This is a genomic window from Dinoroseobacter sp. S76 (genome assembly GCF_049801095.1).
Classification (GTDB): Bacteria; Pseudomonadota; Alphaproteobacteria; order Rhodobacterales; family Rhodobacteraceae; genus Dinoroseobacter.
In genome coordinates this window covers 674,597-699,135 of the sequence record NZ_JBNAGH010000003.1, presented here as the reverse complement: position 1 = coordinate 699,135, position 24,539 = coordinate 674,597, and the positions used below count along the sequence as shown (strand labels likewise).

General features: G+C 64.3%; 26 protein-coding genes. 18 read left to right on the top strand and 8 right to left on the bottom strand.

Annotated features, from left to right (window positions below):
- Positions 1-23 precede the first annotated feature (23 nt).
- The gene (hemN, locus tag ACP153_RS12970) at positions 24-1,385 is read right to left on the bottom strand and encodes an oxygen-independent coproporphyrinogen III oxidase (protein WP_424971416.1); all 1,362 of its coding nucleotides are present in this window, start codon (positions 1,383-1,385) and stop codon (positions 24-26) included.
- A 51-nt stretch (positions 1,386-1,436) separates the two neighbouring features.
- Here hemN and fnrL point away from each other — a divergent pair, with 51 nt between their 5' ends.
- The 9 genes from fnrL to ccoS all read left to right on the top strand — a co-directional run bounded on the left by fnrL (position 1,437) and on the right by ccoS (position 10,602).
- Entirely contained in the window at positions 1,437-2,186 is a 750-nt protein-coding gene (gene fnrL / locus ACP153_RS12965) for a transcriptional regulator FnrL (protein ID WP_424971415.1), read from the top strand.
- Positions 2,187-2,560: 374 nt separating this feature from the next.
- Complete coding sequence (gene ccoN, locus ACP153_RS12960) at positions 2,561-4,162, top strand: cytochrome-c oxidase, cbb3-type subunit I (protein ID WP_424971414.1); 1,602 nt, start codon at positions 2,561-2,563, stop codon at positions 4,160-4,162.
- Between the two features lie 14 nt (positions 4,163-4,176).
- Complete coding sequence (gene ccoO / locus ACP153_RS12955) at positions 4,177-4,902, top strand: cytochrome-c oxidase, cbb3-type subunit II (protein ID WP_424971413.1); 726 nt, start codon at positions 4,177-4,179, stop codon at positions 4,900-4,902.
- Positions 4,903-4,913: 11 nt separating this feature from the next.
- Positions 4,914-5,147 (top strand): cbb3-type cytochrome oxidase subunit 3, encoded by a 234-nt coding sequence (locus ACP153_RS12950; RefSeq protein WP_424971412.1) that lies wholly within the window; start codon positions 4,914-4,916, stop codon positions 5,145-5,147.
- On the top strand, positions 5,144-6,004 hold the full coding sequence (gene ccoP / locus ACP153_RS12945) for a cytochrome-c oxidase, cbb3-type subunit III (protein ID WP_424971411.1): 861 nt from the start codon (positions 5,144-5,146) through the stop codon (positions 6,002-6,004). The genes ACP153_RS12950 and ccoP overlap by 4 nt, the downstream gene beginning before the upstream one ends.
- A gap of 335 nt (positions 6,005-6,339) precedes the next feature.
- Entirely contained in the window at positions 6,340-7,782 is a 1,443-nt protein-coding gene (gene ccoG, locus ACP153_RS12940) for a cytochrome c oxidase accessory protein CcoG (protein WP_424971410.1), read from the top strand.
- The gene (locus tag ACP153_RS12935; RefSeq protein ID WP_424971409.1) at positions 7,779-8,246 is read left to right on the top strand and encodes a FixH family protein; all 468 of its coding nucleotides are present in this window, start codon (positions 7,779-7,781) and stop codon (positions 8,244-8,246) included. Before ccoG ends, ACP153_RS12935 begins: the two co-directional genes overlap by 4 nt.
- 1 nt (position 8,247) lies before the next feature.
- Positions 8,248-10,440 (top strand): heavy metal translocating P-type ATPase, encoded by a 2,193-nt coding sequence (locus ACP153_RS12930; RefSeq protein ID WP_424971408.1) that lies wholly within the window; start codon positions 8,248-8,250, stop codon positions 10,438-10,440.
- Between the two features lie 3 nt (positions 10,441-10,443).
- Positions 10,444-10,602, top strand: a complete 159-nt coding sequence (ccoS, locus tag ACP153_RS12925) for a cbb3-type cytochrome oxidase assembly protein CcoS (protein ID WP_424971407.1) — start codon at positions 10,444-10,446, stop codon at positions 10,600-10,602.
- On the opposite strand, the gene ACP153_RS12920 is transcribed toward ccoS, so the two are convergent.
- Together ACP153_RS12920 and ACP153_RS12915 are read right to left on the bottom strand one after the other, a co-directional pair.
- On the bottom strand, positions 10,599-12,005 hold the full coding sequence (locus ACP153_RS12920) for a D-alanyl-D-alanine carboxypeptidase family protein (RefSeq protein ID WP_424971458.1): 1,407 nt from the start codon (positions 12,003-12,005) through the stop codon (positions 10,599-10,601). The two genes, ccoS and ACP153_RS12920, sit on opposite strands and share 4 nt — an antisense overlap.
- A gap of 284 nt (positions 12,006-12,289) precedes the next feature.
- Positions 12,290-12,991: an HAD family hydrolase gene (locus ACP153_RS12915; protein WP_424971406.1), complete on the bottom strand. Its 702-nt coding sequence runs from the start codon at positions 12,989-12,991 to the stop codon at positions 12,290-12,292.
- 158 nt (positions 12,992-13,149) lie between these two features.
- Here ACP153_RS12915 and clpS point away from each other — a divergent pair, with 158 nt between their 5' ends.
- Genes clpS through ACP153_RS12900 form a run of 3 tightly spaced genes read left to right on the top strand, consistent with a single transcriptional unit; the run spans position 13,150 to position 15,328 of the window.
- Positions 13,150-13,470 (top strand): ATP-dependent Clp protease adapter ClpS, encoded by a 321-nt coding sequence (gene clpS, locus ACP153_RS12910; protein WP_424966018.1) that lies wholly within the window; start codon positions 13,150-13,152, stop codon positions 13,468-13,470.
- Positions 13,471-13,488: 18 nt separating this feature from the next.
- Positions 13,489-14,490 (top strand): class I SAM-dependent methyltransferase, encoded by a 1,002-nt coding sequence (locus tag ACP153_RS12905; RefSeq protein ID WP_424971405.1) that lies wholly within the window; start codon positions 13,489-13,491, stop codon positions 14,488-14,490.
- A gap of 28 nt (positions 14,491-14,518) precedes the next feature.
- Entirely contained in the window at positions 14,519-15,328 is an 810-nt protein-coding gene (locus tag ACP153_RS12900; protein ID WP_424971404.1) for an SDR family NAD(P)-dependent oxidoreductase, read from the top strand.
- On the opposite strand, the gene ACP153_RS12895 is transcribed toward ACP153_RS12900, so the two are convergent.
- Positions 15,309-15,689 carry a hypothetical protein gene (locus tag ACP153_RS12895; RefSeq protein ID WP_424971403.1) on the bottom strand — a complete coding sequence of 127 codons (381 nt, stop codon included), beginning with the start codon at positions 15,687-15,689 and terminating at the stop codon, positions 15,309-15,311. The genes ACP153_RS12900 and ACP153_RS12895 overlap by 20 nt on opposite strands.
- Positions 15,690-15,748: 59 nt before the next feature.
- Between ACP153_RS12895 and hemF the strand changes: the two genes are divergently transcribed.
- Both hemF and ggt read left to right on the top strand, forming a co-directional pair.
- Positions 15,749-16,642 (top strand): oxygen-dependent coproporphyrinogen oxidase, encoded by an 894-nt coding sequence (hemF, locus tag ACP153_RS12890; RefSeq protein WP_424971402.1) that lies wholly within the window; start codon positions 15,749-15,751, stop codon positions 16,640-16,642.
- Between the two features lie 177 nt (positions 16,643-16,819).
- Positions 16,820-18,610: a gamma-glutamyltransferase gene (gene ggt, locus ACP153_RS12885; RefSeq protein WP_424971401.1), complete on the top strand. Its 1,791-nt coding sequence runs from the start codon at positions 16,820-16,822 to the stop codon at positions 18,608-18,610.
- Positions 18,611-18,686: 76 nt separating this feature from the next.
- Here ggt and ACP153_RS12880 read toward each other — a convergent pair whose 3' ends face one another.
- Positions 18,687-19,502 carry a sulfotransferase family protein gene (locus ACP153_RS12880; protein ID WP_424971400.1) on the bottom strand — a complete coding sequence of 272 codons (816 nt, stop codon included), beginning with the start codon at positions 19,500-19,502 and terminating at the stop codon, positions 18,687-18,689.
- A gap of 114 nt (positions 19,503-19,616) precedes the next feature.
- On the opposite strand from ACP153_RS12880, the gene ACP153_RS12875 reads away from it, so the two are divergent.
- Entirely contained in the window at positions 19,617-21,194 is a 1,578-nt protein-coding gene (locus ACP153_RS12875; RefSeq protein ID WP_424971399.1) for a DUF5928 domain-containing protein, read from the top strand.
- 8 nt (positions 21,195-21,202) lie between these two features.
- Positions 21,203-21,574, top strand: a complete 372-nt coding sequence (locus tag ACP153_RS12870) for an HIT domain-containing protein (protein ID WP_424971398.1) — start codon at positions 21,203-21,205, stop codon at positions 21,572-21,574.
- Positions 21,575-21,818: 244 nt separating this feature from the next.
- Here the strand turns inward: ACP153_RS12870 and ACP153_RS12865 are convergent, their stop codons facing one another.
- The 3 genes from ACP153_RS12865 to ACP153_RS12855 form a co-directional block, all read right to left on the bottom strand.
- Positions 21,819-22,892 carry a 5-(carboxyamino)imidazole ribonucleotide synthase gene (locus ACP153_RS12865; protein WP_424971397.1) on the bottom strand — a complete coding sequence of 358 codons (1,074 nt, stop codon included), beginning with the start codon at positions 22,890-22,892 and terminating at the stop codon, positions 21,819-21,821.
- Complete coding sequence (purE, locus tag ACP153_RS12860; RefSeq protein WP_424971396.1) at positions 22,885-23,370, bottom strand: 5-(carboxyamino)imidazole ribonucleotide mutase; 486 nt, start codon at positions 23,368-23,370, stop codon at positions 22,885-22,887. Before purE ends, ACP153_RS12865 begins: the two co-directional genes overlap by 8 nt.
- A gap of 81 nt (positions 23,371-23,451) precedes the next feature.
- Entirely contained in the window at positions 23,452-23,670 is a 219-nt protein-coding gene (locus tag ACP153_RS12855; protein WP_424971395.1) for a YdcH family protein, read from the bottom strand.
- A gap of 182 nt (positions 23,671-23,852) precedes the next feature.
- Between ACP153_RS12855 and ACP153_RS12850 the strand changes: the two genes are divergently transcribed.
- Both ACP153_RS12850 and ACP153_RS12845 read left to right on the top strand, forming a co-directional pair.
- Positions 23,853-24,296: an Hsp20 family protein gene (locus tag ACP153_RS12850; protein ID WP_424971394.1), complete on the top strand. Its 444-nt coding sequence runs from the start codon at positions 23,853-23,855 to the stop codon at positions 24,294-24,296.
- Positions 24,293-24,520: a DUF1150 family protein gene (locus ACP153_RS12845; RefSeq protein ID WP_424965477.1), complete on the top strand. Its 228-nt coding sequence runs from the start codon at positions 24,293-24,295 to the stop codon at positions 24,518-24,520. The genes ACP153_RS12850 and ACP153_RS12845 overlap by 4 nt, the downstream gene beginning before the upstream one ends.
- Positions 24,521-24,539: the final 19 nt, after the last annotated feature.

Here is a 24,539-nt window from a genome sequence, read left to right as displayed (position 1 = left end):
CCCGTCCCCCGTATCGGGGTATATCAGGTTGCGATCGAGTGGCTGCCCGCAGGGGCTTCATAGCCATCGAAGGCCCGTGCGATCATCCGGGTGAGCGGCTGGGCCCGCTCCGGAATGGTGAGGGTCAGGCGCTCGCGATCCACGATCACCATACCCTCGAACTGGTCAGCGGCCCGTTGGAGCATCTCCCACAGGCGCGCCTCGGTGATCGGGAATTCCTGCTGCAGGGCCGAGCCGTCGATCTTGAAGTCACACATGACCATCTCGATCATCCGCGCGCGGAGCAGGTCATCGCCCACGAAGGCATGGCCCCGCGCCGTGGCGAATTGCCGGGCGCGGATCGCTTTCTGATACTGAGCCGTGCCGCTGGCATTCTGGGCATAGCCCTGGGGGAAGCGCGAGATCGCGGAGGCGCCGAGCCCGATCAGGACAGAGGCCGTGTCATCCGTGTAGCCCTGGAAATTCCGGCGCAGCTTGCCAGTCTGGGCCGCCAGCGCCAGACCGTCAGAGGCATGGGCAAAATGGTCGATCCCGATCTCGGCGTAGTTGTCCCAGCGGAAGAGCCGCCGCGCCGTATCGAAGAGCTCCAGCCGCGCCTCGGGCGTGGGCAGAGCCTCATTCGGGATCAGGTTCTGGCGCCGCGCCATCCAGGGCACATGGGCATAGCCATAAAGCGCCACGCGGTCCGGCTGCAGCGAGAGCAGCTTTTGCACCGAGTCGGTGATTTTCGCGCCAGTCTGGAAGGGCAGGCCATAGAGGATGTCGGTGTTCAGGCTCTGGATCCCGCGGGCGCGCAGACCCAATACGGCGGCCTCGGTCACCTCGAAGCTCTGCTCCCGACCGATCGCCTTCTGGATCTCCGGATCGAAATCCTGCACCCCGATGGAGGCGCGGTTCATCCCCGCCGCAGCCAGGGCATCCAGCCGGGCGTCGTCAATCTCGTTCGGATCGATCTCGACCGAGAACTCGGCATTCTCCGCCTTTGGCGCGACCGCAAACATGGCCGCGGCCAATTCGCGCATCATGTCCGGGCCGAGCAGGGTCGGCGTGCCGCCCCCCCAGTGGATCCGCGACAGGCGCACGCCCTCGGGCAGGGCCTCCCGCAGCATGGCGATCTCGGTCAGAAGTGTTTCGACATAGGCGCGCACGGGCTCATCGCTCTGTGTGCCTTGGGTCCTGCAGGCGCAGAACCAGCACAGGCGCCGGCAAAACGGAACATGCGCATAGAGCGAGATCTCGGTACCCGGCGTGATCGCCGAGACCCAATCGGTGAAATGAGCTGCCGAGACCGTTTTCGCGAAATGCGTCGCCGTGGGGTAGCTGGTGTACCGCGGGACGCGAGCGTCAAAAAGGCCCAAGCGCGAAAGTTGCGTTTTGGTGTCCATTCGCCTAGGGTGGGCTACCAGACTTCCCGCGTCCTTGACCCAGATCAATCTATGACGGCGACCAGCCAAACCATTCAACTGCATAAAGATTGTTCCGACTGCCCTATCCGGCATCGGGCGGTTTGCGCGCGGTGTGAAAGCGATGAGCTCGAGCTGCTCGAAAGCATGAAATACTACCGTGATTTCGAGGCGGGGCAGACCATTGTGTGGTCCGGGGATGAGCTGAATTTCGTGGCCTCCGTGGTCGAAGGGATCGCTTCCCTGAGCCAGACCATGGAAGACGGGCGCCGCCAGATGGTCGGCCTCCTCCTGCCGTCGGATTTCATGGGGCGTCCCGGGCGGATCCATGCGCCCTATGATGTAACGGCGAGCACCAAGGTCACCCTGTGCTGCTTCCGGCGCGGACCTTTCGAGCAGATGATGAACGACACGCCCCATGTGGCGCAGCGTCTGCTGGAGATGACCCTGGACGAGCTTGATGCCGCGCGGGAATGGATGCTGCTTCTGGGGCGCAAGACCGCGCGCGAGAAGATCGCGAGCCTGATTGCGATCATCGCCCGGCGCAATGCGGCCATCGCCCAGCATGACCACACCTCGTCCTTCACCTTCGAGCTGCCCATGACCCGGGAAGCCATGGCTGATTATCTCGGCCTGACCCTTGAGACGGTGAGCCGTCAGGTCTCGGCCCTGAAGCGTGACGGGGTGATCGCCCTGCGCGGCAAGCGCGAGGTCACGATCCCCGATTTCAACCGTCTTCTGGACGAGACCGGGGACGATTCTGACGGCGGTCCGCTGGTCTGATCGGCTTTCGCAAGCAGCGTTAAAACCCGCGATCTTGGGGTGCCATGGCACCTTTTTCCCCCGTGCCAGAAGTTGATTCCTGTCAACTTGTGCCCAGTGCATAGCTGCTCCCCGACCGGGGAAACGATGTCGCAGGAGAGCGCTAACACCCGCGGAAATGGCGGAAATCGGCCCCGAAAATGTCAACAAAATCAGACACCAAGGCTGTCAGATCTGCGACTTATTGCGGCGGGCGGGACTTCTTTGCGCCCTCGTTCCGGATCTTTGACATGGATCAAGGATCCGCCCCCGCATAACCCGCATGTAAATCCCATAATTAACACCGAAGTGTCCCGCGAGTCGGTCACACGAACGGATTAACGAAGGGACGATCAATGTGGGATTACGTTAAAATCGTACTGCTTGGTCTGGTCGCTCTGGCGGCAGCAATCGCTGCCAACTACGCCCGCGATCTGGCCTATCAGGTCCACGCTGTCTTGATCATGCTGATCGCCGGGGGAATGTTCCTCTGGCAGGTGCGTCGTGTGGACGAACCGAAGACAATCGATACAAGTGAATATATGGACGACGTTGTGCGCTACGGCGTCGTGGCCACGGCCTTTTGGGGTGTGGTGGGCTTTCTGGCGGGGACGTTCATCGCGTTTCAGCTGGCCTTCCCCTCGCTCAACTTCGCCTGGGCCGAGGGATATGCAAACTTCGGACGCCTGAGACCGCTGCACACCAGTGCGGTGATTTTTGCGTTTGGCGGCAACGCCTTGATTTGCACGTCCTTCTACATCGTACAGCGCACGTCGGCGTCGCGTCTCTGGGGCGGCAATCTCGCCTGGTTCGTGTTCTGGGGCTACAATCTTTTTATCGTGCTGGCAGCCACGGGCTACCTTCTGGGCGCGACCCAGTCCAAGGAATATGCCGAGCCTGAATGGTATGTGGATCTGTGGCTGACCGTGGTCTGGGTCGCCTATCTGGCGGTCTTCCTCGGCACGATCATGACCCGCAAGGAAAAGCACATCTATGTGGCCAACTGGTTCCTGCTGAGCTTCATCGTCACCGTGGCGATGCTCCATCTGGGCAACAACCTGTCGCTGCCGGTCTCGATCTTCGGATCCCGCTCCGTGCAGGTGTTTGCCGGTGTTCAGGACGCCATGATGCAGTGGTGGTACGGCCATAACGCCGTGGGCTTCTTCCTGACGGCGGGCTTCCTCGGCATGATGTATTACTTCGTGCCCAAGCAAGCCGAACGCCCGGTCTTCAGCTACAAGCTCTCGATCATTCACTTCTGGGCCCTGATCTTCCTGTATATCTGGGCGGGTCCGCACCACCTGCATTACACCGCGCTGCCGGACTGGGCCTCGACCCTCGGCATGGTGTTCTCGATCATCCTGTGGATGCCGAGCTGGGGTGGCATGATCAACGGCCTGATGACGCTCTCGGGCGCCTGGGACAAGCTGCGCACCGACCCGGTGATCCGGATGATGGTGATCTCGATCGGCTTTTACGGCATGTCGACCTTCGAGGGTCCGATGATGTCGATCCGCGCGGTCAACAGCCTGAGCCACTACACCGACTGGACCATTGGCCACGTGCATTCCGGCGCTCTGGGCTGGAACGGCATGATCACCTTCGGCGCGCTCTACTTCCTGGTGCCGCGCCTGTGGAACCGCGAGCGGCTCTATAGCCTCTCCATGGTCAGCTGGCACTTCTGGCTCGCCACGATCGGGATCGTTCTCTACGCCTCGGCCATGTGGGTCACCGGCATCATGGAGGGCCTGATGTGGCGCGAAGTGGATGCGCAGGGTTTCCTCGTGAACTCCTTTGCAGACACCGTCTCCGCGAAGTTCCCGATGTATGTGGTCCGCGGTCTCGGCGGGGTCCTGTACCTGGCTGGCTCGATCATCATGTGCCTCAACCTTTGGTGGACTGTGACCCGTGGCGAAGCGAAGAAAGCTTCCGCCCCGATCGCAGCCCCCGCGGAATAAGGAGGGACTGACAAATGGCTATTCTTGAAAAGCACAAGGTCCTCGAAAAGAACGCCACGCTGTTGCTGGTCTTCAGCTTCCTCGTGGTGACCATCGGCGGCATCGTCGAGATCGCACCGCTCTTCTATCTGGAGAACACCATCGAGGAAGTGGACGGCATGCGCCCCTACTCCCCGCTGGAGCTGCAGGGGCGGGAGATCTACATCCGGGAGGGCTGCTATGTCTGCCACTCCCAGATGATCCGCCCGATGCGCGACGAGGTGGAGCGCTATGGCCACTACAGCCTCGCGGCTGAGTCCATGTATGACCACCCGTTCCAGTGGGGCTCCAAGCGCACGGGGCCGGACCTCGCCCGTGTGGGGGGCCGTTACTCGGATGACTGGCATGTGGATCACCTGATCGATCCGCAATCGGTCGTGCCGGAATCGGTGATGCCGAAATACGCCTTCCTCATGGATCGCGAGCTGGACGGCAAATACATCGGCGACCTGCTGAAGACCCACAAGATGGTGGGCGTGCCCTACACGGATGAGATGATTGCATCCGCGCAGGCCGACTTCCGGGTCCAGGCGGATCCGGATGGCGACTGGGACGATCTTGTCGCCCGCTATCCCAAGGCGCAGACGCGGAACTTCGATGGCCAGCCTCAGCTGACCGAGATGGATGCGCTGGTGGCCTATCTGCAAATGCTCGGCACGCTGGTCGATTTCTCGACCTTCGAAGCCGATGCCAGCCGCTAGGAGGCATTGATATGGAAGATACCTATTCGATCCTGCGGCAGTTCGCAGATAGCTGGATGCTGCTGTTCCTGTTCAGTTTCTTCATCGCAGTGGTCATCTGGGCCCTGCGCCCGGGGAGCAAGAACACCCACAAGGACGTCGCCAACATCCCGTTCCGTCACGATGACAAACCCGCCGCGGCCCGATCCGCTGGCCTGCCTGAGGTCAGCGAACGGATCGCCCAGTACCAGGAGGCGCGGCTATGAGTAAAAAACCCGAAGACAAGCAGGACGTGCCGACAACCGGCCATTCCTGGGACGGTATCGAGGAATACGATAACCCGATGCCGCGCTGGTGGCTGTGGACCTTCTACGCGACCATCCTGTGGGGTGTGCTCTACACCATCGCCTATCCGGCCTGGCCGCTGATCAAGGGGGCGACCCCGGGTCTGCTGGGCTATTCCACACGGGCCGAAGTGGCGCAGGAGATCGCGGCCTTTGATACGGCGAATGCCGAGCTCGACGCGATGCTGGCCTCGGCGGATCTGACGACGCTGGCGGAGAATGACGAGCTCTATCGTTATGCTGTCTCCGGCGGCGCGGCGGTCTTCCGCTCCTGGTGCTCCCAGTGTCACGGCTCCGGTGCGGCTGGTGCGGTGGGCTATCCCAACCTGCTGGACAATGACTGGCTCTGGGGCGGCACGATTGAGGAGATCCAGCTGACGATTGCCCATGGCATTCGCAACGAGAACGACCTCGACGCGCGTTATTCCGAGATGACGGCCTTTGATGAGATCCTGTCCGATGACGAGATCGCATCGGTGGTGCAATATGTCATGAACTTCTCCGGTACGGCCACAGACGAGACCCTCGTGGCTGCGGGCGAGACCGTGTTCCTCGACAACTGCGCGGCCTGTCACATGGATGACGGCACGGGCGACATCTATGGCGGCGCGCCGAACCTCACGGATGCCATCTGGCTCTATGGGGGCGACGCAGAGACCATCGAGGAAACCGTGCGCTATTCCCGCTTCGGTGTGATGCCGAGCTGGATCGACCGGTTGTCGGAGGCCGATGTGGCCGCGGTGGCGACCTATGTGCACCAGCTGGGCGGGGGCGAGTAGCCCCACCCGCATCAAGATACCTGAGCCGCCGCGCGGCGGCTCGGCCCCGGCACCGCCCTCCAGCCTGTTCGCGCATTTCTGGGGGGCGGTGTTGTTTTGTCGCAAGGGATCCGACGGGCAGGGGGCCTGCGGGTCCGCGCAGCCCGGAAGGCGGTTTTAACCCCATGTTCATGCTGTTTTCGCGCTGTCAGCACAGGGGCAGGTCAGCCTCGAGGCGCTGCGCGTCACAGTGCCCGATGGACGCAATCCGCCGGCTGGATTTGACTCAGGTCAATGTAGAGCCCCGGTAAAAAATCCAAATGCTACACTAAGCTTTACGTTTCAGGAGTCGCTCTGTGTCATCCGTTGAGGAACCCAAATCACTCTATGCTGCGCGGGAACCCATCTTCCCGCGTCGTGTCAAAGGGACCTTTCGCTCGCTGAAGTGGTGGATCATGCTGTTCACCCTCGGCATCTACTACATCACCCCGTGGATCCGTTGGGACCGGGGGCCGAACCTGCCGGATCAGGCGGTGCTCGTGGATCTGGCCAACCGCCGCTTCTACTTCTTCATCATCGAGATCTGGCCCCATGAGTTCTACTTCGTGGCGGGCCTGTTGATCATGGCCGGGCTCGGCCTCTTCCTCTTTACCTCCGCCATGGGCCGCGTCTGGTGCGGGTATGCCTGCCCGCAGACCGTCTGGACCGATCTGTTCATCCTGGTGGAGCGCTGGATCGAGGGCGACCGCAACAACCGTTTGCGCCTGCACCGCCAGAAATGGGACGCACGCAAGATCCGCCTGCGGGTGACCAAATGGATCACCTGGCTGCTGATCGCGGTGGCAACCGGCGGGGCCTGGGTGTTCTATTTCACCGATGCGCCGCAGCTTCTGGTCGATCTGCTGACCTTCAGCGCCCATCCTGTGGCCTATACGACCATCGCGATCCTGACCGCGACGACCTTTGTCTTTGGCGGGTTCATGCGCGAGCAGATCTGCATTTATGCCTGCCCCTGGCCGCGGGTGCAGGCGGCGATGATGGATGAAGACACGATCACCATCGGCTATCGCGACTGGCGTGGCGAGCCGCGGGGCAAGCATCGCAAATCCGAGGATGCCGCCGAGAAGGGCGACTGTATCGACTGCATGGCCTGCGTAAATGTCTGCCCCATGGGGATCGACATCCGCAACGGTCAGCAGATGGAATGCATCACCTGCGGGCTCTGCATCGATGCCTGCGACGACATCATGGCCAAGATCGGAAAGCCGCGCGGGCTGGTCGACTACATGGCGCTCTCGGACGAGCCCACGGAACGCGCGGGCGGCAAGGGCAAGCACCCTTGGGCGCATATCCTGCGCCCGCGCACGATCCTCTACACCGTGCTCTGGGCCGGGGTGGGGATTGGCCTGACCGTCGCGCTGTTCTTGCGCTCGGAGATCGAAATGACCGTCGCCCCCGTGCGCAACCCGACCTTCGTGACCCTCTCCAATGGTGACATCCGCAACACCTATGAGGTGCGCCTGCTCAACAAGCATGGGGAGGATCGCCGCTTCGACCTCACACTCGAGGCCGAGACGCCCGCAGGTCAGAGCCTGCAGATCGATCTGGAAGGGACCGAGGGCCTCTGGGTCACCGTGCCCGCCGACAGCACGCAGCTCCAGCGGGTCTATGTGGTCGGGCCGAGCGGCTCGGGTGCCGCCGAGAGCGACCGGACCGAATTCCGGCTCTGGGTCGAGGATTTCACATCGGGCGAGCGCGCCTACAAGGACACCGTGTTCAACGGAAAGGGAAGCAAATGAGCAAGACGCAGGAAAAGGAATTCACCGGTCGCCATATGCTGATGATCATGGTCGGGGCCTTCGGGATCATCATCGCGGTGAACGTGACCATGGCCGTCAATGCGGTCGGCACCTTTCCGGGGCTTGAGGTCAGCAACAGCTATGTCGCGAGCCAGACCTTCGACGATGATCGCGCCGCCCAGGAGGCGCTGGGCTGGAGCACGGATGTGCGCGTCGAGGATGGCGTGCTGCATCTGAGTTTCACCGATGCCGAGGGCGCGCCCGTGCGGGCCCAACTGGTGGATATCACCCTCGGGCGCTCCACCCATGTGCGGGATGATCAGACGCCGCCCTTCCGCTGGAGTGGTGAGGACTATGTCGCGCCGGTCTCGCTGGACGGCGGCAACTGGAACATCCGGCTGGTGGCGCGGGCCGAGGACGGCACCGAGTTCAAGCAGCGCATGATCTTCTATGTGAAAGGCTGAGATGTCGGATCTGAGCGCAGATAGCCCCAGCCCGGCCGGCGCCTCCGCCTGCCCGGCCTGTGCCGCCGCCCCGCTGGCCGAAAGCCTCGGCAGCCGGGCTGTGCGCGGGGGCGTTGTGCTTAGCCTGCCCAAGATCCATTGCGCGGCCTGTATTTCCGGGGTGGAGCGGTTGCTCCACGAGACCCCGGGCGTGCGGGCGGCGCGGGTCAACCTGACCCTGAAACGCGCGCAGGTCGAGATCGAGGAGGAGGTGACCTCCGCCGAGGCTCTGACCGCGCGGCTGACCGAAGCCGGGTTCGAGGCCTATGAGCTCGATCCCGGCCAGCTTGGCAATGCCGAGGCGGAGCGCCCGGCGCGCGAGCTTCTGATGCGCCTCGCCGTGGCGGGGTTTGCGATGATGAATATCATGCTGCTTTCGGTGGCGGTGTGGTCCGGGGCCGAGGCGGCGACACGGGACATGTTCCACTGGATCTCGGCGGCAATAGCGATCCCGGCGGTGGGGTTCTGTGGCCAGCCCTTCTTCGTGAGTGCCTGGGCGGCCCTGCGCGGTGGGCGGCTGAACATGGATGTGCCGATCTCGCTTGCGATCCTTCTGGCGGTGGGCATGTCCCTCTATGAGACGGCCCATTCCGGGGCGCATGCGTATTTCGATGCTGCCGTCTCGCTGACCTTCTTCCTGCTGGCGGGGCGCTATCTCGACTTTCGGACCCGGGCCTCGGCACGCTCCGCAGCGCAGGAGCTGGCCGCGCTCGAAGTGCCCCGCGCCACCAAGCTTGTGGGCGGCACGGAAGTGCAGACCGCGATCTCCGAGCTCTCGGTTGGGGACCTGATCCGGGTCACGCCGGGTGCGAGGATCCCCACGGATGGGGTGATCACCGAGGGCGTGTCCGAGCTCGACCGCTCGCTCCTGACTGGTGAGACGCTGCCGGTTCAGGCCCATCCGGACACGGTTGTGTCGGCGGGAGAGATGAACCTGACCGGGGTGCTGACCCTGCGGGTGACCGCAGCGGGGGAGGACAGCTCGCTTCACCGGATGGCCGAACTGGTCGCCGTGGCCGAGAATGCGCGCTCGCGCTACACTTCGCTGGCCGACAAGGCCGCGGCACTCTACGCGCCGGGGGTGCATATCCTGGCGGCGGTCACCGGGCTGGGTTGGTTGCTTTATTCCTCGGACCTGCGGCTCTCTCTGAACATCGCGAGCGCGGTCCTGATCATCACCTGCCCCTGTGCGCTGGGGCTCGCCGTGCCCGCCGTGGTGACCGCGGCTTCCGGGCGGCTCTTCCGGCGCGGGCTCCTGATCAAGAGCGGCACGGCGCTGGAGCGTCTGGCCGAAGTGGACACCGTGGTCTTTGACAAGACCGGGACCCTGACACTGGGCCAGCCGGTGCTGCAGAATGCCGAGGCGATCCCGGCGGAGACCATGGCGCTCGCCGCGTGTCTTGCCCGGGGTTCGGCGCATCCCCTGGCCCAGGCGCTCGCCGCTTACGCGCCAAGCGCGGACGCGCCCGGGTTGGAGGAGATCCGCGAGGTTCCCGGCTACGGGATCGAAGCCCAGTGGCAGGGGCAGCATCTGCGCCTCGGCCGCGCCGACTGGGTCGGCGCCGAGGCGCGCGATGTGACGGCCACATGGCTACGGATCGGTCAGCAGGCCCCGGTCGCGTTCGAGTTCGCCGATGCGCTGCGCCCCGGTGCCGCCGAGGCGGTTGAGGCCCTGCGCGCCCGGGGCTTGGGGATCAAATTGCTTTCCGGCGACGCGCCGGCGCCTGTGGCCCAGATTGCCGCCGATCTCGGCATCACCGACTGGCAGGCCAGCTGCCGCCCCGAAGACAAGGCGACCGAGATTGCCACGCTGTCCGAGGCCGGTCACCGGGTCCTCATGGTGGGAGACGGGCTCAACGATACGGCAGCGCTGACTGCGGCCCATGTTTCGATCTCGCCGGCCAGCGCCCTAGATGCGGCGCGGGTGGCCTCGGACGTGGTGCTTCTGGGCAAGGATCTCGCCCCCCTGGGCGATGCGTTCGAGACCGCGCGCAAATCCACACGCCTGATTCGGCAGAATTTCTCGATCTCAACGGTCTATAACGTGATTGCTGTCCCGCTTGCCATTGCAGGCCTTGCGACACCCCTCGCGGCGGCCCTGGCCATGTCGCTCTCGTCGATCTCGGTCAGCCTCAATGCGCTGCGGGTCCGGTAACCCATGGAAATCCTGAGCTACCTCATCCCTATCTCACTGATCCTTGGGGGGCTCGGCCTCGCCGGGTTCTTCTGGATGGTCAAGGCCCGGCAGTTTGACGACCCCGAAGGGGACGCCAATCGCATTCTGTCAGACGAGTTCGACGATAAGCCGAAATCCTAGGAGGTCGGGCTGACCGGATCGCAGGGCACGTTCTGCGCCGCCAGTCGCTGACAGGCCATCGCAGCGCTCTCCTCGGTCAGGCCGACGAAATTCGCGTCGTACTTGCCGCCCCGCTGGGACACCTTGCGCAGAGCCTGCTCCAGGGTGCCCGTCTCTTTCAGCGCGATCTTCAGCAGCACGCGCTCGGCCTGATACCGGGTCGTGTAGGAGCCGATATGGATCCCCCATTGCCGCCCGCCGGAGGTCGAGACGCGGGTGACCACCTCGGGCTCGGTCTCCGGACCCACATCCGCAAAGCGGCGGGGCTCGGGGATCGGCAGGGGCTTGGCCAAGGCGGGCATCGCAGCGGCGGCCGCGCCTTGCGCCCTGGGGACACTCGCAAAACCGAGCTGCTGCGGCACCAGCGACGCCATGGCAGTCGTGACCGGCTCCGGCGCGTTTTCCGCTGCGGCTTCGGCGGCATCGCTTTCCACCGCGGCGAGGCTGGCCGTGGTGTCTGCAACGGCGACCTGCACCGAGGGGCTGAGCATCGCGATGAGCGCTTCGCCGGTCTCCGCCGGGACAGTGTCCCCGCGCAGCGGACGGGCCGCAGGTCGCGGGCTCTTGGCCAACTGGGTGCTCGTGCGTGTGACCGAGGCCACCGCCGTGTCATAGCGGGGCAGGCCGGGTTTGCGCACGGCTGCATGGGTCGGCGCGCGCTGGAACCCCATGTCGAGCAGTTCTGCCACCCGCGCATTCCGCGTCGCGGTGGAGCGCCCGCCAAAGACGGTCGCGATGATTCGCTCCTGCCCGCGCTCGGCAGAGGCCACGAGGTTGAACCCCGCCGCCCGCGTATAGCCGGTCTTGATCCCGTCCGCGCCGCGATAGGCATTCAGCAGCCGCCGGTTGGTGTTGTTCACCGTGCCCATGGTCGTGTTGGTCGAGCGGCGCGAGAAGAGGTTGTAGTACTCCGGATAGTCGTAAAACAGGTGCCGCCCCAGAATGGTCATGTCCCGCGCGGTAGAGAGATGCCCATCCTCGGTCAGGCCATGGGCGTTCTTGAAGGTCGTCCGGCTCATGCCGAGCGCCTTGGCCGTGCGGTTCATCCGCCGGGCAAAGGCCGCTTCGGAGCCCGAGATCGCCTCGCCAATCGCCGTGGCCGCATCATTGGCGGATTTCACTGCCGAGGCCCGGATCAAGTAGCGCAGGGCGATCTTCTGCCCCGCGCGCAGGCCGATTTTCGAGGGCACTTCGGCGGCGGCCTTTTTCGAGACGCGCACCTTTGTGTCCAGCCCGATCTCGCCCAGGCGCACGGCCTCGAACGCGATATAAAGCGTCATCATCTTGGTCAGGGAGGCCGGGTGCAGGCGCGTATCCGCGTTGCGCGAATGCAAAACCTCCCCGGTGCGGGCATCCATCACCATCGCCGCATAGGGCGCGGCGGATGCGGGTTTGACGCTCAAATGTGCCGCTAGGCACAGGAGAACGACCGCGGCTATACGGAATCCTTCTAGGCTATGGCGTGCCATGTCTGCTCGATCCTAATTGCTGCCTCTGGGTGCGCCTCGTTGGATGCACCGCGTTTTTGTATGGATGAAGGATAGCACGTAAGGCGCGCGCGAGGAACGATTTTTAGGTTAATAATAGCGCTGATTTTAAGGGCGTTCGTCCCACATCTTGGGGCTGCCAAGCTCACGCCCCATAGCGCCTAGGCAATCAGCCGGTCGATCAGCGGGAGAAGCGCGCCAAGATCGGGCACCTCGTGGAAGCGCTGAGACTCAACCGGCGGCGCGGCATGCTCCAGCTCCCAGGTCAGGTCATGGGGGACATGCACGCCGTAAGCCCCGGCTGCGATGGCCGGGATCACATCGGATTTCAGGGAGTTGCCGACCATCATCGCGCCCGCCGGACCATGGGGGTCCGTGGCAAAGGCGCGGGTATAGGTGTCAGGGGTCTTGTCCGAGACGATCTCGACCGCATCGAAGAGATCGCCAAGGCCCGATTGCGCCAGCTTGCGCTCCTGATCCAGCAGATCCCCCTTGGTGATCACGAGGAGCCGATACCGCCCAGACAGGGTGGCAATGGTCTCGGCGGCCTCGGGCATCAGGTGGATCGGATGGCGCAACATCTCCTGCCCGGCCTCCAGAAGTTCGGCGATCACCGCGCCGGGCACCCGGCGCTCGGTCACATCGAGCGCGGTTTCGATCATCGACAGAACGAAGCCTTTGATTCCGAATCCGTAATGGCCCAGATTGCGCCGCTCTGCCTCCAGCAAGCGCGCATGCAGGTGGTCCCGCTCTACATAATCGGCCAGAAGCTCGGCGAATCGATCCTGGGTCAGACGAAAGAACTGCTCGTTCTGCCAGAGCGTGTCATCCGCATCGAACGCAATCGTGGTTAATTTCGTCATCTCGCCTGCCTTCAACCGGACCGGAGCGTCCCCGGCGCGACCCTTTTGTCCGCCATTCCCGGTGCCTTGCTCTTTTCAGACCGGTCATAGGGCTTATATTGCCACGGGAACGCGCATGACCAGAGCGGTTGCGAATGACAGGATACACCCCGATAGCCATGTCTGATGATCCCGGCACGCCGAAGGATGACACGAGCGTCATCACCAAGACCCGGACCAAGACGGAGAAACCTCCGCTCTACAAGGTCATGATCTTGAATGACGACTACACGCCGATGGAGTTCGTGGTCCATGTGCTCGAGCGGTTCTTTGGCATGACCCATGGCCAGGCGGTCGAGTTGATGCTGACCGTGCACAAGAAGGGCCTCGCCGTGGTCGGTGTCTTCTCCTACGAGATCGCCGAAACCAAAGTCGCGCAGGTCATGGATTTCGCGCGGCGGCACCAGCACCCGCTGCAATGCACCATGGAAAAGGAATAACGCGTCTCCGCGTTGCCGATGCCGTCTCCCCGTCTCAAGCTCGCGCTGGAACGCGCCTATTTCGACTGGCCTGAGGGTCGGGTCCTTGCCTTGCGCCCGCCCGCCGGGACCGAGGGCCTGCCGCAGGACCGGACCCAGGTGGTCCACGGGTTCCGCCCGGAGTTCACCGCCTGGGATCGCGCCGGATATGAGGTCCAGCCGGGGGCCGAGGGGGACTTCGCGGCGGCCTATCTCTGGGCGCCGCGGGCCAAGGATCATGCGAGGGCGCTGCTGGCCGAGGCCATCACGCGGACCGGAGCGGGCGGGTTGATCGTCATCGATGGGCAGAAGACCGATGGCATCGACAGCCTGATCAAGGCGGCCAAACCCCTGCTTCCGGATCTGGACAGCGACGCGAAGGCCCATGGCAAGATCCTCTGGGGGCACGTGCCGGACCCTGTTCCCGCAGTGGCGGCGCTGACCCCGACACCGAACGCGCCGGAGGGCTGGGAGACGGCCCTGGCCGGCTTTTCGGCCGGGGCGGTGGATGCAGGCTCTGCGCTCCTTATCGATCATTTGCCTTCGGGGATCCGGGGCGATCTGCTCGATCTCGGGGCCGGATGGGGATATCTCGCGCGCAGCGTGCTCGCGCGGCCGGAGATCACCGGCATTGATCTGGTGGAGGCGGAGTTCGACGCGCTCGAAGCCGCCCGCCGGAATATCGACGATCCGCGTGCACGCTTCCTCTGGGAGGACGCCTCGGTCTTCGCCCCGGGCAAGCGCTATGACGCGATCCTGTGCAACCCGCCCTTCCACACGGCGCGCAAGGCCGACCCGGCTTTGGGCCAGATGTTCCTGCGCACGGCGGCGCGCCTCCTCAAGCCCGCGGGCGTGCTCGCCCTTGTGGCAAACCGCCATTTGCCCTATGAGCACACGCTCGCAGAGTGCTTTGCGGAGACGCAGACCGTAACCGAGGCTCAAGGCTACAAAATCGTGCATGCGCGCAAACCGCGCCAATCCGGTGCTGCGCGCCGCGGCTGATCCCCTTTCATGATATCGGAGACGACGTATGTCCTTCTCTATTTCCGGAAAAACCGCCATCGTCACCGGGGCGGCCAACGGGGTTGGCCTCGCCATCGCGCGCCAATTCGTGGACCATGGCGCGAATGTGATGTTCGCAGACCGCGACGAGGCACGGCTCGAAGATGAGGTCGGCAAGGCCAGCGAGCAGGACGGCTCCGCGCGCTACTATGCGGGCGATCTGCGAGAGCGTCTGACCCAAGCGAACCTGCTCTCGGCCACGATCGATGCGTTTGACCGCGTGGATATCCTCGTGAATGCCAGCCGCCAGATGATGGTCTCGGACCCGCTCGACCCGGATGAGGACAATGTCGCCCCGATGCTGGAGCAGAACCTGATGACGGCCCTGCGCCTGAGCCAACTCGTGGCCAAACGCATGATCAAGCAGGTCGTGGCCGAGGGCGATGATGAGGTCCCGGCGGGCGCCATCGTCAACCTGTCTTCGATTGCCGCGCGCCAGACCCATGCGCAGCTTCTGGGCTATTCCGTGGCCTCGGCGGCGCTGGACCAGATGACCCGCTCCATGGCCGTGGCTCTGGCCGAGCACCGGATCCGGGTCAATGCCGTGGCCTTCGGCAGCGTAATGAGCGCGAGCCTCAAGGACGTGTTGAAGGACAACAAGTCCCTGCGCGGCGAGATCCTCGACTGCACGCCCATGTCCCGGATCGCGAAGTCCTCAGAGGTCGCGGATGCGGTGCAATACCTCGCTTCGGCGGGGTCCGGCTTCGTCACGGGTCAGATCATCACCATCGATGGCGGGCGGACCCTGCTCGACCCGGTTACTGAGCCCGCGCATTAAGCATGCAAGCGTCGTAGTCGGCCCGCGCCCGCTCCTTCAGGCCCGGGATCCGCGCCCGCAGATCCGCGGCAATCTTGCGCTCCTGATCCTCATCCACGGCCACGGGCCGGTCGCGCTTGGTCTCGAACTGATTGGTGCAGATCGTGCGCGGTGACAGGGTCGCATAGCAATCGCTGACATCGAGATCGACCCAGGTCTCTTCTTCGAGTCGATAGCCCCGCAGGGCCGAATCTTCGGCTTGCGCGATAAGCGAATAGACCGTCGCCAGCTCGCGCGTCGCGACGGCAAAGCACATATCCTCGTCCGGAACGGCGCAGGCGGAGAGCGCCGCGAGCATGAAAAGAGACAGGCGGAGTGTCATTGGGACCTGACACTGGCGGGCAAAACTGCTAGCCAGAACTCCAGACGAAGGAGACCGAAATGACCGAAGACTTCACCGAGCGCAAGGCCCGTGCCTCGTCCTGGTTCCGCACCCTGCGCGATGAGATTGTCGCCGCATTCGAGGGGCTTGAGGACACGCAGGCCGAAGGCCCCTTCGCCGATCTCCCGGCCGGGCGCTTCGATGTGCGCGAGACCAGCCGCGCCTCCGAGGACGGGTCCGATGCCGGCGGCGGTCTGATGAGCGTGATGCGCGGTGGGCGTGTGTTCGAGAAGGTCGGGGTCAATATCTCCACGGTGTATGGCGAGCTCGCCCCGCGCGCCCAGGCCGCCATGGCCGCGCGCAAGGGCGTGCCCGGCATGGACACCGATCCGCGTTTCTGGGCCTCGGGCATCAGCCTCGTGGCTCATATGCGCAACCCCCACAGCCCGGCGGTCCATATGAACACCCGCATGTTCTGGACCCCGCAGACCTGGTGGTTCGGCGGCGGCTCGGACCTGAACCCCTGCATCGAGAAAGAGGCCGATACGGCCGAGTTCCACAATGTGCTGAAAGAGTATTGCGACAAGCATGATGCCGCGCTCTATCCCAAGTACAAGGAATGGGCGGATGAGTATTTCTTTGTCCCCCATCGCGGGCGCGCGCGGGGTGTCGGCGGGATCTTCTATGACGACCGCAACACCGGCGATTGGGAGGCGGATTTCGCCTTCACCCAGGATGTGGGCCGCGCCTTCCTTCCGGCCTTCCTGCCGGTGACCGAGCGCAACCGGAACCTGCCCTGGACCGACGCCGACAAAGAGGCGCAGCTTGTCCATCGCGGCCTCTATGCCGAGTATAATCTGGTCTATGACCGGGGCACGAAATTCGGGCTTGAGACCGGCCACGACGCCACTGCCGTGCTCATGAGCCTGCCGCCCGAGGCCAAATGGCCTTGAGCCCGCGCCGGGCCTGACAGCCCCCATCCTCATGATCCGATCTCCATGCCTTTGACCTACGGGTCAGAGGCAAATTTTTGGTTAACAGCTTCTTGCCGAGACCGTCTGAAAGGGCGCAGTCCACTGTTTCCAGTTCGTGGAAACTCGCTACCATGGGGGCGGTAGTGGGAGAATATCATGACAAAGCACATCACCCTTGCGGCCCTCATCGCCTTGAGCGGCACCGCCGGGTTCGCGCAGGAAGCTGCAGACAGCGTCGCGCCCGAGGCCGCCAGCGCCTCTGGCCCCTTCTCGGGCATTTCCGAGGCCGCCCGTGCGGCCCTGGCCACCAAAGAGGCAGGCGCGCCCGTGGCCGCTGAGACCTGGATGGTCGCCGCCGCCAACCCCCATGCGGTGGAGGCGGGCGCGCGCGTGCTCGCCGAGGGCGGTACAGCGGCGGATGCCATGGTCGCGGTTCAGGCCGTGCTCGGTCTGGTGGAGCCGCAATCCTCCGGGCTCGGCGGGGGCGCGTTCCTCGTCTGGTATGACGCGAATTCGGGCGAGGTGACGACCCTCGATGGCCGCGAAACCGCGCCGCTTTCGGCGACGCCGACGCTCTTTCAGGATGAAAACGGCGAGCCGCTGAAGTTCTTTGACGCTGTGGTGGGCGGCCTCTCTGTCGGCACGCCCGGCACGCCCGCTCTGATGGCCGAGGCCCATGCCCAATGGGGCACGCAGGATTGGGCGGGGCTCTTTGCCGAGGCGATCGCGCTGGCCGATGGCGGCTTCCCGGTCTCACCGCGCCTTGCGAGCCTCGTGGCTGGCGATGCGGAGCGGCTCTCGCGCTTTGCCACGACCCGCGACTACTTCCTGCCCGGGGGCACGCCGCTCGCCGAGGGGGATATTCTCGTCAATGCGGACTACGCCGACACGCTTCGCAAGATTGCGGCCCTCGGGGTGGACGCCTTCTATGGTGGCGAGATCGCGGCGGATATCGTCGCCACGGTCCGCACCGCGCCGGGCAATCCCGGGGTCCTCTCGATGACCGATCTGGATCTCTACCAGGTGAAGGAGCGGCCCGCGGTCTGCGCCACCTACCGCGCCCATGAGGTATGCGGCATGGGCCCGCCGTCGAGCGGCGCGCTGACCGTGGGGCAGATCCTCGGGATGCTCGACAGCTATGACCTCTCGGCGCTGGGGGCGGAGAACCCCGAAGCCTGGCGTTTGATCGGCGATGCCTCGCGGCTGGCTTTCTCGGACCGGGGCCGCTACATGGCCGATAGTGATTACGTGCCCGTGCCGACCCAAGGGCTCGTCGCGCCTGCCTATCTCGCGGAACGCGCGGCCCTGCTCGATACGGATGCGGCGCTGGAGAGTGTCAGCCCCGGCAGCCCAGAGTTTGACCACGCGCTCCTCTGGGCCGATGACGAGAGCATCGAGCTGCCCTCGACCTCCCATATCTCGATCGCGGATCAATACGGCAACGCGCTGTCGATGACGACGACCATCGAGAACGGCTTCGGCTCGCGGCTCATGGTGCGGGGCTTCCTGCTCAACAATGAGCTGACGGATTTCTCCTTCCGCACCCATCGCGAGGGCGTGCCCATCGCAAACCGGCTCGAGCCGGGCAAGCGTCCGCGCTCGTCGATGTCTCCAACCATCGTGATGAAGGATGGTGCGCCGAGCATGGTGATCGGCTCCCCCGGGGGCAGCCGGATCATCGGCTATGTGGCCAAGACGATCATCGCGCAGCTCGACTGGGGACTCGACCCGCAACAGGCCGTCGCCCTGCCGCATCTGGTGAACCGCTTTGGCACTTATGATGTGGAGGCCGGTACCAGCGCCGAGGATCTCCTCCCCGCGCTGGAGGGGCTTGGCTTCAAGATGAACGCGCGCGGCCTGACCTCTGGCCTGCATGTGATCACGCTCGGGGAGGGACTGCTGGGGGCTGCGGATCCGCGCCGCGAAGGGATCGCTCTGGGCGACTGAGCCTTGGCGTCAGAACATCAAAGGCCGCTCCTTCGGGGCGGCCTTTTTGTTTGCGCACATGGCGGACGTCTCGCGGTCACGCCACCGCGCGGGGCCCGAGCTTGGCATGGACCTCGTCGAGATCGACCTCGCCCAGGGGCATCTTGTTGGCCGGGTTCTCGAACTCATAATGGAAAAGCTCAAAATCCTGTTTGTACATCTCATACATCAGATGCATCGCGAGATCGTCGAAATAGTCCTCCACCGGATGGAGCCGCTTCGGCCCATGCCCTTCGGATTCGTTGAACCGCGGGATCGTCTCCAGATCCACCGGATGGGGTGTCGAGACTTGCGCCAGCACATCCGCCATCCCCTCCTGAAACCGTTCGGTGAAAAACACCCGGTCATAGCGCCCGCCATTGGCCACGAGCGTCGAGACATGGCCCGACATGGCCGACCAGTGGATATCCGGATCCATGGGGCGGCGATAGCGGATCGTGTCCCGGGCAAAGAGAAGGAAGCGGCGGAAGCTCGCGATCTGATCGAAATCGCCCTCCACATCCACGCCGTAGCGCTGGGTCAGCATCGGGACGAGCTTGCCCCGATAGCGGTTCCCGTTCCGCTGGATCCCCGCGATCTTGTCGAAAAACGCCGACAGGATCCGGGTATAGGGGTTGCGCACGCAGGTGAAGACCAGCCCGCCATGGTCGCGAATCCCGGCCTCGATCGCCGGGCGGCTCGCCTCCTGACCCCATTTGTGCAGCCGGTCCTTGCTGTCATGGATGTCGCCGACAAAAAACGCGCCATTGTCCGAATAGAACATGATCTGCCCGATGGTCGAGCAGGCGCATTTCGGCACCACGCGATAGATCATGGAGCCGCTTTCGGTCATCCAGGTCCCGGGAAATCCCATCTTGCCTCCGTCTGTTTGCGCGAGGATGCGTCAAAAAAATGAATGCATCATTGATTTGTAAAGACTCTTCACGGTCTATGGGAGCACCCCGAAGCTGACACGAGGCTGCACGGCTTGGCAAGAATTGCCTTTATCCTCCTGTGCCACAAGGATCCTGACGCGATCATCGCCCAGGCGCGGCGTCTGACGTCCGAAGGCGATTATGTGGCCGTGCATTTCGATGCGCGCGCGAGGGCGGAGGATTTTGCCGCGATCCGGAGCGCGCTGAAGGATAATCCGCAGGTCCGGTTTGCCGCGCGCCGCCACAAATGCGGTTGGGGCGAGTGGTCGCTTGTGGCCGCCACGCTGGAGGCGGTGCGTGTGGCCGAGGCGGCCTGGCCCGATGCGAGCCATTTCTACATGGTCTCGGGCGACTGCATGCCGATCAAATCGGCCGAATACGCCCATGATTTCCTCGACCGGCGTGATTGCGACTACATTGAGGCGGTGGACTTCTTCAATTCCGACTGGATCCGCACGGGGATGAAGGAAGACCGGCTGCGCTATCGACACTGGTTCAACGAGCGCACCCAGCGGCAGTTGTTCTATGGATCTCTCGCACTTCAGCGGGCCCTGCGCCTGCGCCGCCCGGTGCCTGCGGATCTCACCATGCAGATCGGCTCCCAATGGTGGTGCCTGCGCCGCAGCACCATCGAGGCGATCCTCGCGTTTTGCGCCGAACGGCCCGAGGTGCTGCGCTTCTTCGCGACGACCTGGATCCCGGATGAGACGTTTTTCCAGACCTTGACCCGACATCTGGTGCCCGACGCCCAGATCGAAAGCCGTACGCCGACCTTCCTGATGTTCTCGGATTACGGGATGCCGGTGACGTTCTACAACGATCACCATGACATGCTGCTGGGGCAAGAGGCGCTCTTTGCGCGCAAGATCTCGCCCGAGGCGCAGGAGCTCAAGGACCGGCTCGGCGCGCTCTGGTCCGAGACCGGGCGCGGCTTCGCGATCTCTAACGAGGGGCGGCGCCTGCACGGGTTTCTGACCGGGCAGGGGCGGATCGGCCATCGCTACGCCCCCCGGTTCTGGGAGGCGGCGAGCAGTCTAGGCCCGGAGCGGGAACTGCTTCTGATCGCGTGCAAGAAGTGGCATGTGGCCAAACGGCTCCTGACCCGGGCGCAGCAGGATCTGGGCCTGCAGGGGGTCGCCTTCGCCTTTCACGAAGAAGACTGCGAACTGCCCGATCTCGGCGGGCTCGACAAGACGCTCGACAAGCGCAATCGCCATCGCCGGTCGCTCGTGCGGCTCCTCTATAGCTGTTTTGAGACCGACCGCCTGGCCCTCTGCATCGACCCGAGCGCGTTGGATCTGATGCGGGATTTCTTCGCCGACCGCGCCACCACGCGGCTTCTGGTGATCGATTGCGATTTCTCCGATGGATATCTGGTGGGGCACGCGAAACGCATCGGCCTCGCGGCAGAGCATTCGCCCCAAACCGTGCTCGATCAGGCCGTCCCGACGATCCGCGCCGAGATTGCGCTGGAGCGGGAGCAGATACGGGATGCGGGCTTTGGCGATGTCTATTATATCAGCGAACAGAACTCCGCCGATGGCAATGCGGTGGCCCTGGCCGGGTTCTTCGGCATTCCGGAGGCTCAGGCCGAGGCGCTCGCCCGGTCGGATCACCTGTTCAGTGACTGAGGATTGGCATGGCCCATAATTACGACCCCGAGAACATTTTTGCGAAGATCCTGCGTGGAGATTTGCCCAACAAGACCGTGCTGGAGACCGAGCACACCCTGGCCTTCCACGACATCTATCCCCAGGCGCCGGTCCATGTGCTGGTGATCCCCAAGGGGCCTTACGTGACCTATGATCATTTCGCCGCCGAGGCGTCGGATGCGGAGATCCTCGATTACACGCGGACGATTGCGAAGGTCTGCGAGATGCTGGGCGTGGGCGAGGACGGGTTCCGCCTGATCTCCAACGCCAAGGAGATCGGCGTGCAGGAGGTTCCCCACCTGCACATCCATATCCTGGCCGGTCGACCCCTCGGGCGGATGCTCAATCCGCCCAAATAGGGAAAGGTTGCGGATGCCCCATCCGCCTGAGCAGAGCAGCTTGCGGATGCGCAAGCCGCTAAAATAGCGGCGGGGTGGGGGGCTTCAGTCGTCGGAATAGAGGCCCCAGCCGACTCTCATTTCCCGACGGGAAACCTCGGAAGGTCTCCCCTCTCCGAGGCAACCGTGCCGCGTGCTTTCGCCGTCCAAAGGATCCTCTGCGGCGAATACCCCACCCGCCGCATCTCGCGCGGGCGTCCGGGGCCTATTCGGGCCGGATCAGCCGGTTTGCGTGGCCCATCTTGCGGCCCGCGCGGGTCTCGGCCTTGCCATAGAGGTGCAGTGCGACGTCCCGTTCGGTGGCCAGCGCGGGCACCCGGTCCATATCGTCGCCGATCAGGTTCTCCATCACCACATCCGCATGGCGCTGCCCGTCCCCGAGGGGCCAGCCGACAACGGCGCGGATATGCTGCTCGAACTGATCCACGACGCAACCGGTCTGGGTCCAATGGCCGGAATTGTGGACCCGCGGCGCGATCTCATTGACCACCAGCCCGCCGGGCGTCACGAACAACTCGACCCCCATCACACCCACATAGTCCAGCGCGTTCAGGATCTGCCCCGCGAGGATCACCGCATCCATGCGCTGGCTCTGGCGCAGGCGCGCAGGCACGGTCGTGGTTGCAAGGATGCCGTCGCGATGGACATTCTCGCCGGGGTCGAAACAGGCCACTGCGCCATCCTGCCCGCGTGCGGCGATCACTGACACCTCATGGGAGAAATTGACGAAGCCTTCGAGGATCGCAGGCGCTCCAGCCATGGCCGCGAGCGCATTCTCGGCCTCTTCGGAGCTCTGGATCCGGGCCTGGCCCTTGCCGTCATAGCCCAGCCGCCGGGTCTTGAGGATCGCAGGCGTGCCGATCTCGGCCAGCGCGGCCGCGAGACTGGCCGCGTCGTCCACCGGCGCAAAAGGCGCCGTGGTCAGCCCAAGTCCTTGCAGGAATTCCTTCTCGACCAGTCGGTCCTGGCTCTTGGCGAGCGCCATGCGGCCCGGATGGATCGGGCGCAGAGCCTCCAACGCGTCCAGCGCCTCGGTCGGGATGTTCTCGAACTCATAGGTGATGACATCCACGCCCTCGGCAAAGGCGCGCAGGGCGTCGAGATCGTCATAGGGCGCGGTCATGACCTTCTCGGCCACCTGACCGGCGGGCGGGTTGGCCCCAGGCTCGAAGATGTGACAGCGAAAGCCCAACCGGGCCGCCGCCATGGACAGCATGCGTCCGAGCTGCCCACCGCCGAGAATGCCGATCACCGCACCGGGGGAGAGGGGATCACTCATCGACCGGCACCTCCGGGATCGAGGCCGCCAGCGCGGCGCGCCAGGCATCGAGCCGCGCGGCCAGATCGGCGTCCTCATTGGCGAGGATCGCTGCCGCCATCAGACCCGCATTGGCCGCACCCGCCTCGCCAATCGCCATGGTGGCCACGGGGAAGCCCTTGGGCATCTGCACGATGGAATAAAGGCTGTCCACACCCGAGAGCGCCCGGGTCTGCACTGGCACGCCGATCACCGGCACCCGGGTCTTGGAGGCCATCATGCCCGGCAAGTGCGCCGCCCCACCGGCCCCGGCGATGATCGCTTTCAACCCGCGTTCGGCGGCGGTCTTGCCATACTCCCAAAGCCGGTCGGGCGTGCGATGGGCGCTCACGATCCGCGTCTCATAGGCCACGCCCAGCTCATCCAGCAACTCGGCCGCCAAGCGCATGGTCTTCCAGTCGGACTGGCTGCCCATGATGATCCCAACGCTCACGCTCATATCCCTCTCCGTCTCTTGGGAAAGCGGCACTATAGCCAAGCGCCGTGGCTTGGCAACGCGCTGCCGCTGATGGCCTCTCGCCTATGCGATGATATCCGGGGTGAGCTGGTCTTCGATCCGGGTGATCTGGTCCTTCAGGGCCAGTTTCTTCTTCTTGAGACGCTTGAGGGTCAGCTGATCGGGCGCCGGGCGTTCCGCCAGAGCCTGAATCGCCTCGTCGAGATCCCGGTGCTCGCTGCGCAGCACTTCCAGCTCGACCTTGAGCACCTCTTCTCGGCTCATCTCGCCGGTGCCATGCATACCCGTCACTCCAACTCACTCGCCCTGCGGTTTTAAAGGGATTCCTCCAATCGCGAAAGGCCTTTGGCCGCAGGCAGGCCCCGAACACTTGTCGCATGGGGCCACGCCCCCCATATTTCTGAATAAGCGCCGGTTGCCAGTCGGGACCGCGCGCGGAAGGTCGCTTTTCGAAGGACAGCACGATGACGAAGATGACTTTGGGCGCGCACCCGTTTCTGCTTGGGTTTGACCAGCTTGAACGGTTGGTGGAGCGCACGGCGAAATCCGGGAATGACGGATATCCGCCCTATAATATCGAACAATCCTCCGAGAACCGCTATCGCATCACCCTTGCGCTGGCCGGGTTCGAGGAAGAAGACCTCTCGATCACCGTCGAGGATCGCCAGCTCGTGATCCGCGGTCGCCAACGCGATGACAGCGAGGGCCGGATCTTTCTCCATCGCGGGATCGCCACGCGCCAGTTCCAGCGCAGCTTCGTGCTTGCCGACGGGGTGGATGTGAGCGGCGCGACCATGGAGAACGGCCTGCTCCACGTGGATCTCAAGCGCGACGTGCCTGAAACCGTGGTCCAGACCATCCAGATCACCCCCTCCAAGGACAGCCGCAAGAAGGAGCGCTCCGAATGACCCATGATTTCGACGACGTGACCCAGAACGGCCAGCCGATTGTCTATGTCCGCCCTGTGGACATGGCCGAGCTGCCGGCGGATGTGCAGGCCCAGCTCGAGGATGCGTCCGAGCTGTTCGCGGTGCATTCCGACACGGGCGAGCGCCTCGCGCTGGTCACCGACCGGGATACGGCCTTCGTGCTGGCCCGCCAGAACGAGATGTCGCCGGTGCATGTGCACTGAACACCCGCGATAAACATGC

Bases quoted from the DNA above. Each gene is read 5' to 3' on its own strand.
- hemN (WP_424971416.1), bottom strand. From the start codon at position 1,385: ATGGACACCAAAACGCAACTTTCGCGCTTGGGCCTTTTTGACGCTCGC.
- fnrL (WP_424971415.1), top strand. From the start codon at position 1,437: ATGACGGCGACCAGCCAAACCATTCAACTGCATAAAGATTGTTCCGAC.
- ccoN (WP_424971414.1), top strand. From the start codon at position 2,561: ATGTGGGATTACGTTAAAATCGTACTGCTTGGTCTGGTCGCTCTGGCG.
- ccoO (WP_424971413.1), top strand. From the start codon at position 4,177: ATGGCTATTCTTGAAAAGCACAAGGTCCTCGAAAAGAACGCCACGCTG.
- ACP153_RS12950 (WP_424971412.1), top strand. From the start codon at position 4,914: ATGGAAGATACCTATTCGATCCTGCGGCAGTTCGCAGATAGCTGGATG.
- ccoP (WP_424971411.1), top strand. From the start codon at position 5,144: ATGAGTAAAAAACCCGAAGACAAGCAGGACGTGCCGACAACCGGCCAT.
- ACP153_RS12935 (WP_424971409.1), top strand. From the start codon at position 7,779: ATGAGCAAGACGCAGGAAAAGGAATTCACCGGTCGCCATATGCTGATG.
- ACP153_RS12930 (WP_424971408.1), top strand. From the start codon at position 8,248: ATGTCGGATCTGAGCGCAGATAGCCCCAGCCCGGCCGGCGCCTCCGCC.
- ccoS (WP_424971407.1), top strand. From the start codon at position 10,444: ATGGAAATCCTGAGCTACCTCATCCCTATCTCACTGATCCTTGGGGGG.
- ACP153_RS12920 (WP_424971458.1), bottom strand. From the start codon at position 12,005: ATGGTGATGGATGCCCGCACCGGGGAGGTTTTGCATTCGCGCAACGCG.
- ACP153_RS12915 (WP_424971406.1), bottom strand. From the start codon at position 12,991: ATGACGAAATTAACCACGATTGCGTTCGATGCGGATGACACGCTCTGG.
- clpS (WP_424966018.1), top strand. From the start codon at position 13,150: ATGTCTGATGATCCCGGCACGCCGAAGGATGACACGAGCGTCATCACC.
- ACP153_RS12905 (WP_424971405.1), top strand. From the start codon at position 13,489: ATGCCGTCTCCCCGTCTCAAGCTCGCGCTGGAACGCGCCTATTTCGAC.
- ACP153_RS12900 (WP_424971404.1), top strand. From the start codon at position 14,519: ATGTCCTTCTCTATTTCCGGAAAAACCGCCATCGTCACCGGGGCGGCC.
- ACP153_RS12895 (WP_424971403.1), bottom strand. From the start codon at position 15,689: ATGACACTCCGCCTGTCTCTTTTCATGCTCGCGGCGCTCTCCGCCTGC.
- hemF (WP_424971402.1), top strand. From the start codon at position 15,749: ATGACCGAAGACTTCACCGAGCGCAAGGCCCGTGCCTCGTCCTGGTTC.
- ggt (WP_424971401.1), top strand. From the start codon at position 16,820: ATGACAAAGCACATCACCCTTGCGGCCCTCATCGCCTTGAGCGGCACC.
- ACP153_RS12880 (WP_424971400.1), bottom strand. From the start codon at position 19,502: ATGGGATTTCCCGGGACCTGGATGACCGAAAGCGGCTCCATGATCTAT.
- ACP153_RS12870 (WP_424971398.1), top strand. From the start codon at position 21,203: ATGGCCCATAATTACGACCCCGAGAACATTTTTGCGAAGATCCTGCGT.
- ACP153_RS12865 (WP_424971397.1), bottom strand. From the start codon at position 22,892: ATGAGTGATCCCCTCTCCCCCGGTGCGGTGATCGGCATTCTCGGCGGT.
- purE (WP_424971396.1), bottom strand. From the start codon at position 23,370: ATGAGCGTGAGCGTTGGGATCATCATGGGCAGCCAGTCCGACTGGAAG.
- ACP153_RS12855 (WP_424971395.1), bottom strand. From the start codon at position 23,670: ATGCATGGCACCGGCGAGATGAGCCGAGAAGAGGTGCTCAAGGTCGAG.
- ACP153_RS12850 (WP_424971394.1), top strand. From the start codon at position 23,853: ATGACGAAGATGACTTTGGGCGCGCACCCGTTTCTGCTTGGGTTTGAC.
- ACP153_RS12845 (WP_424965477.1), top strand. From the start codon at position 24,293: ATGACCCATGATTTCGACGACGTGACCCAGAACGGCCAGCCGATTGTC.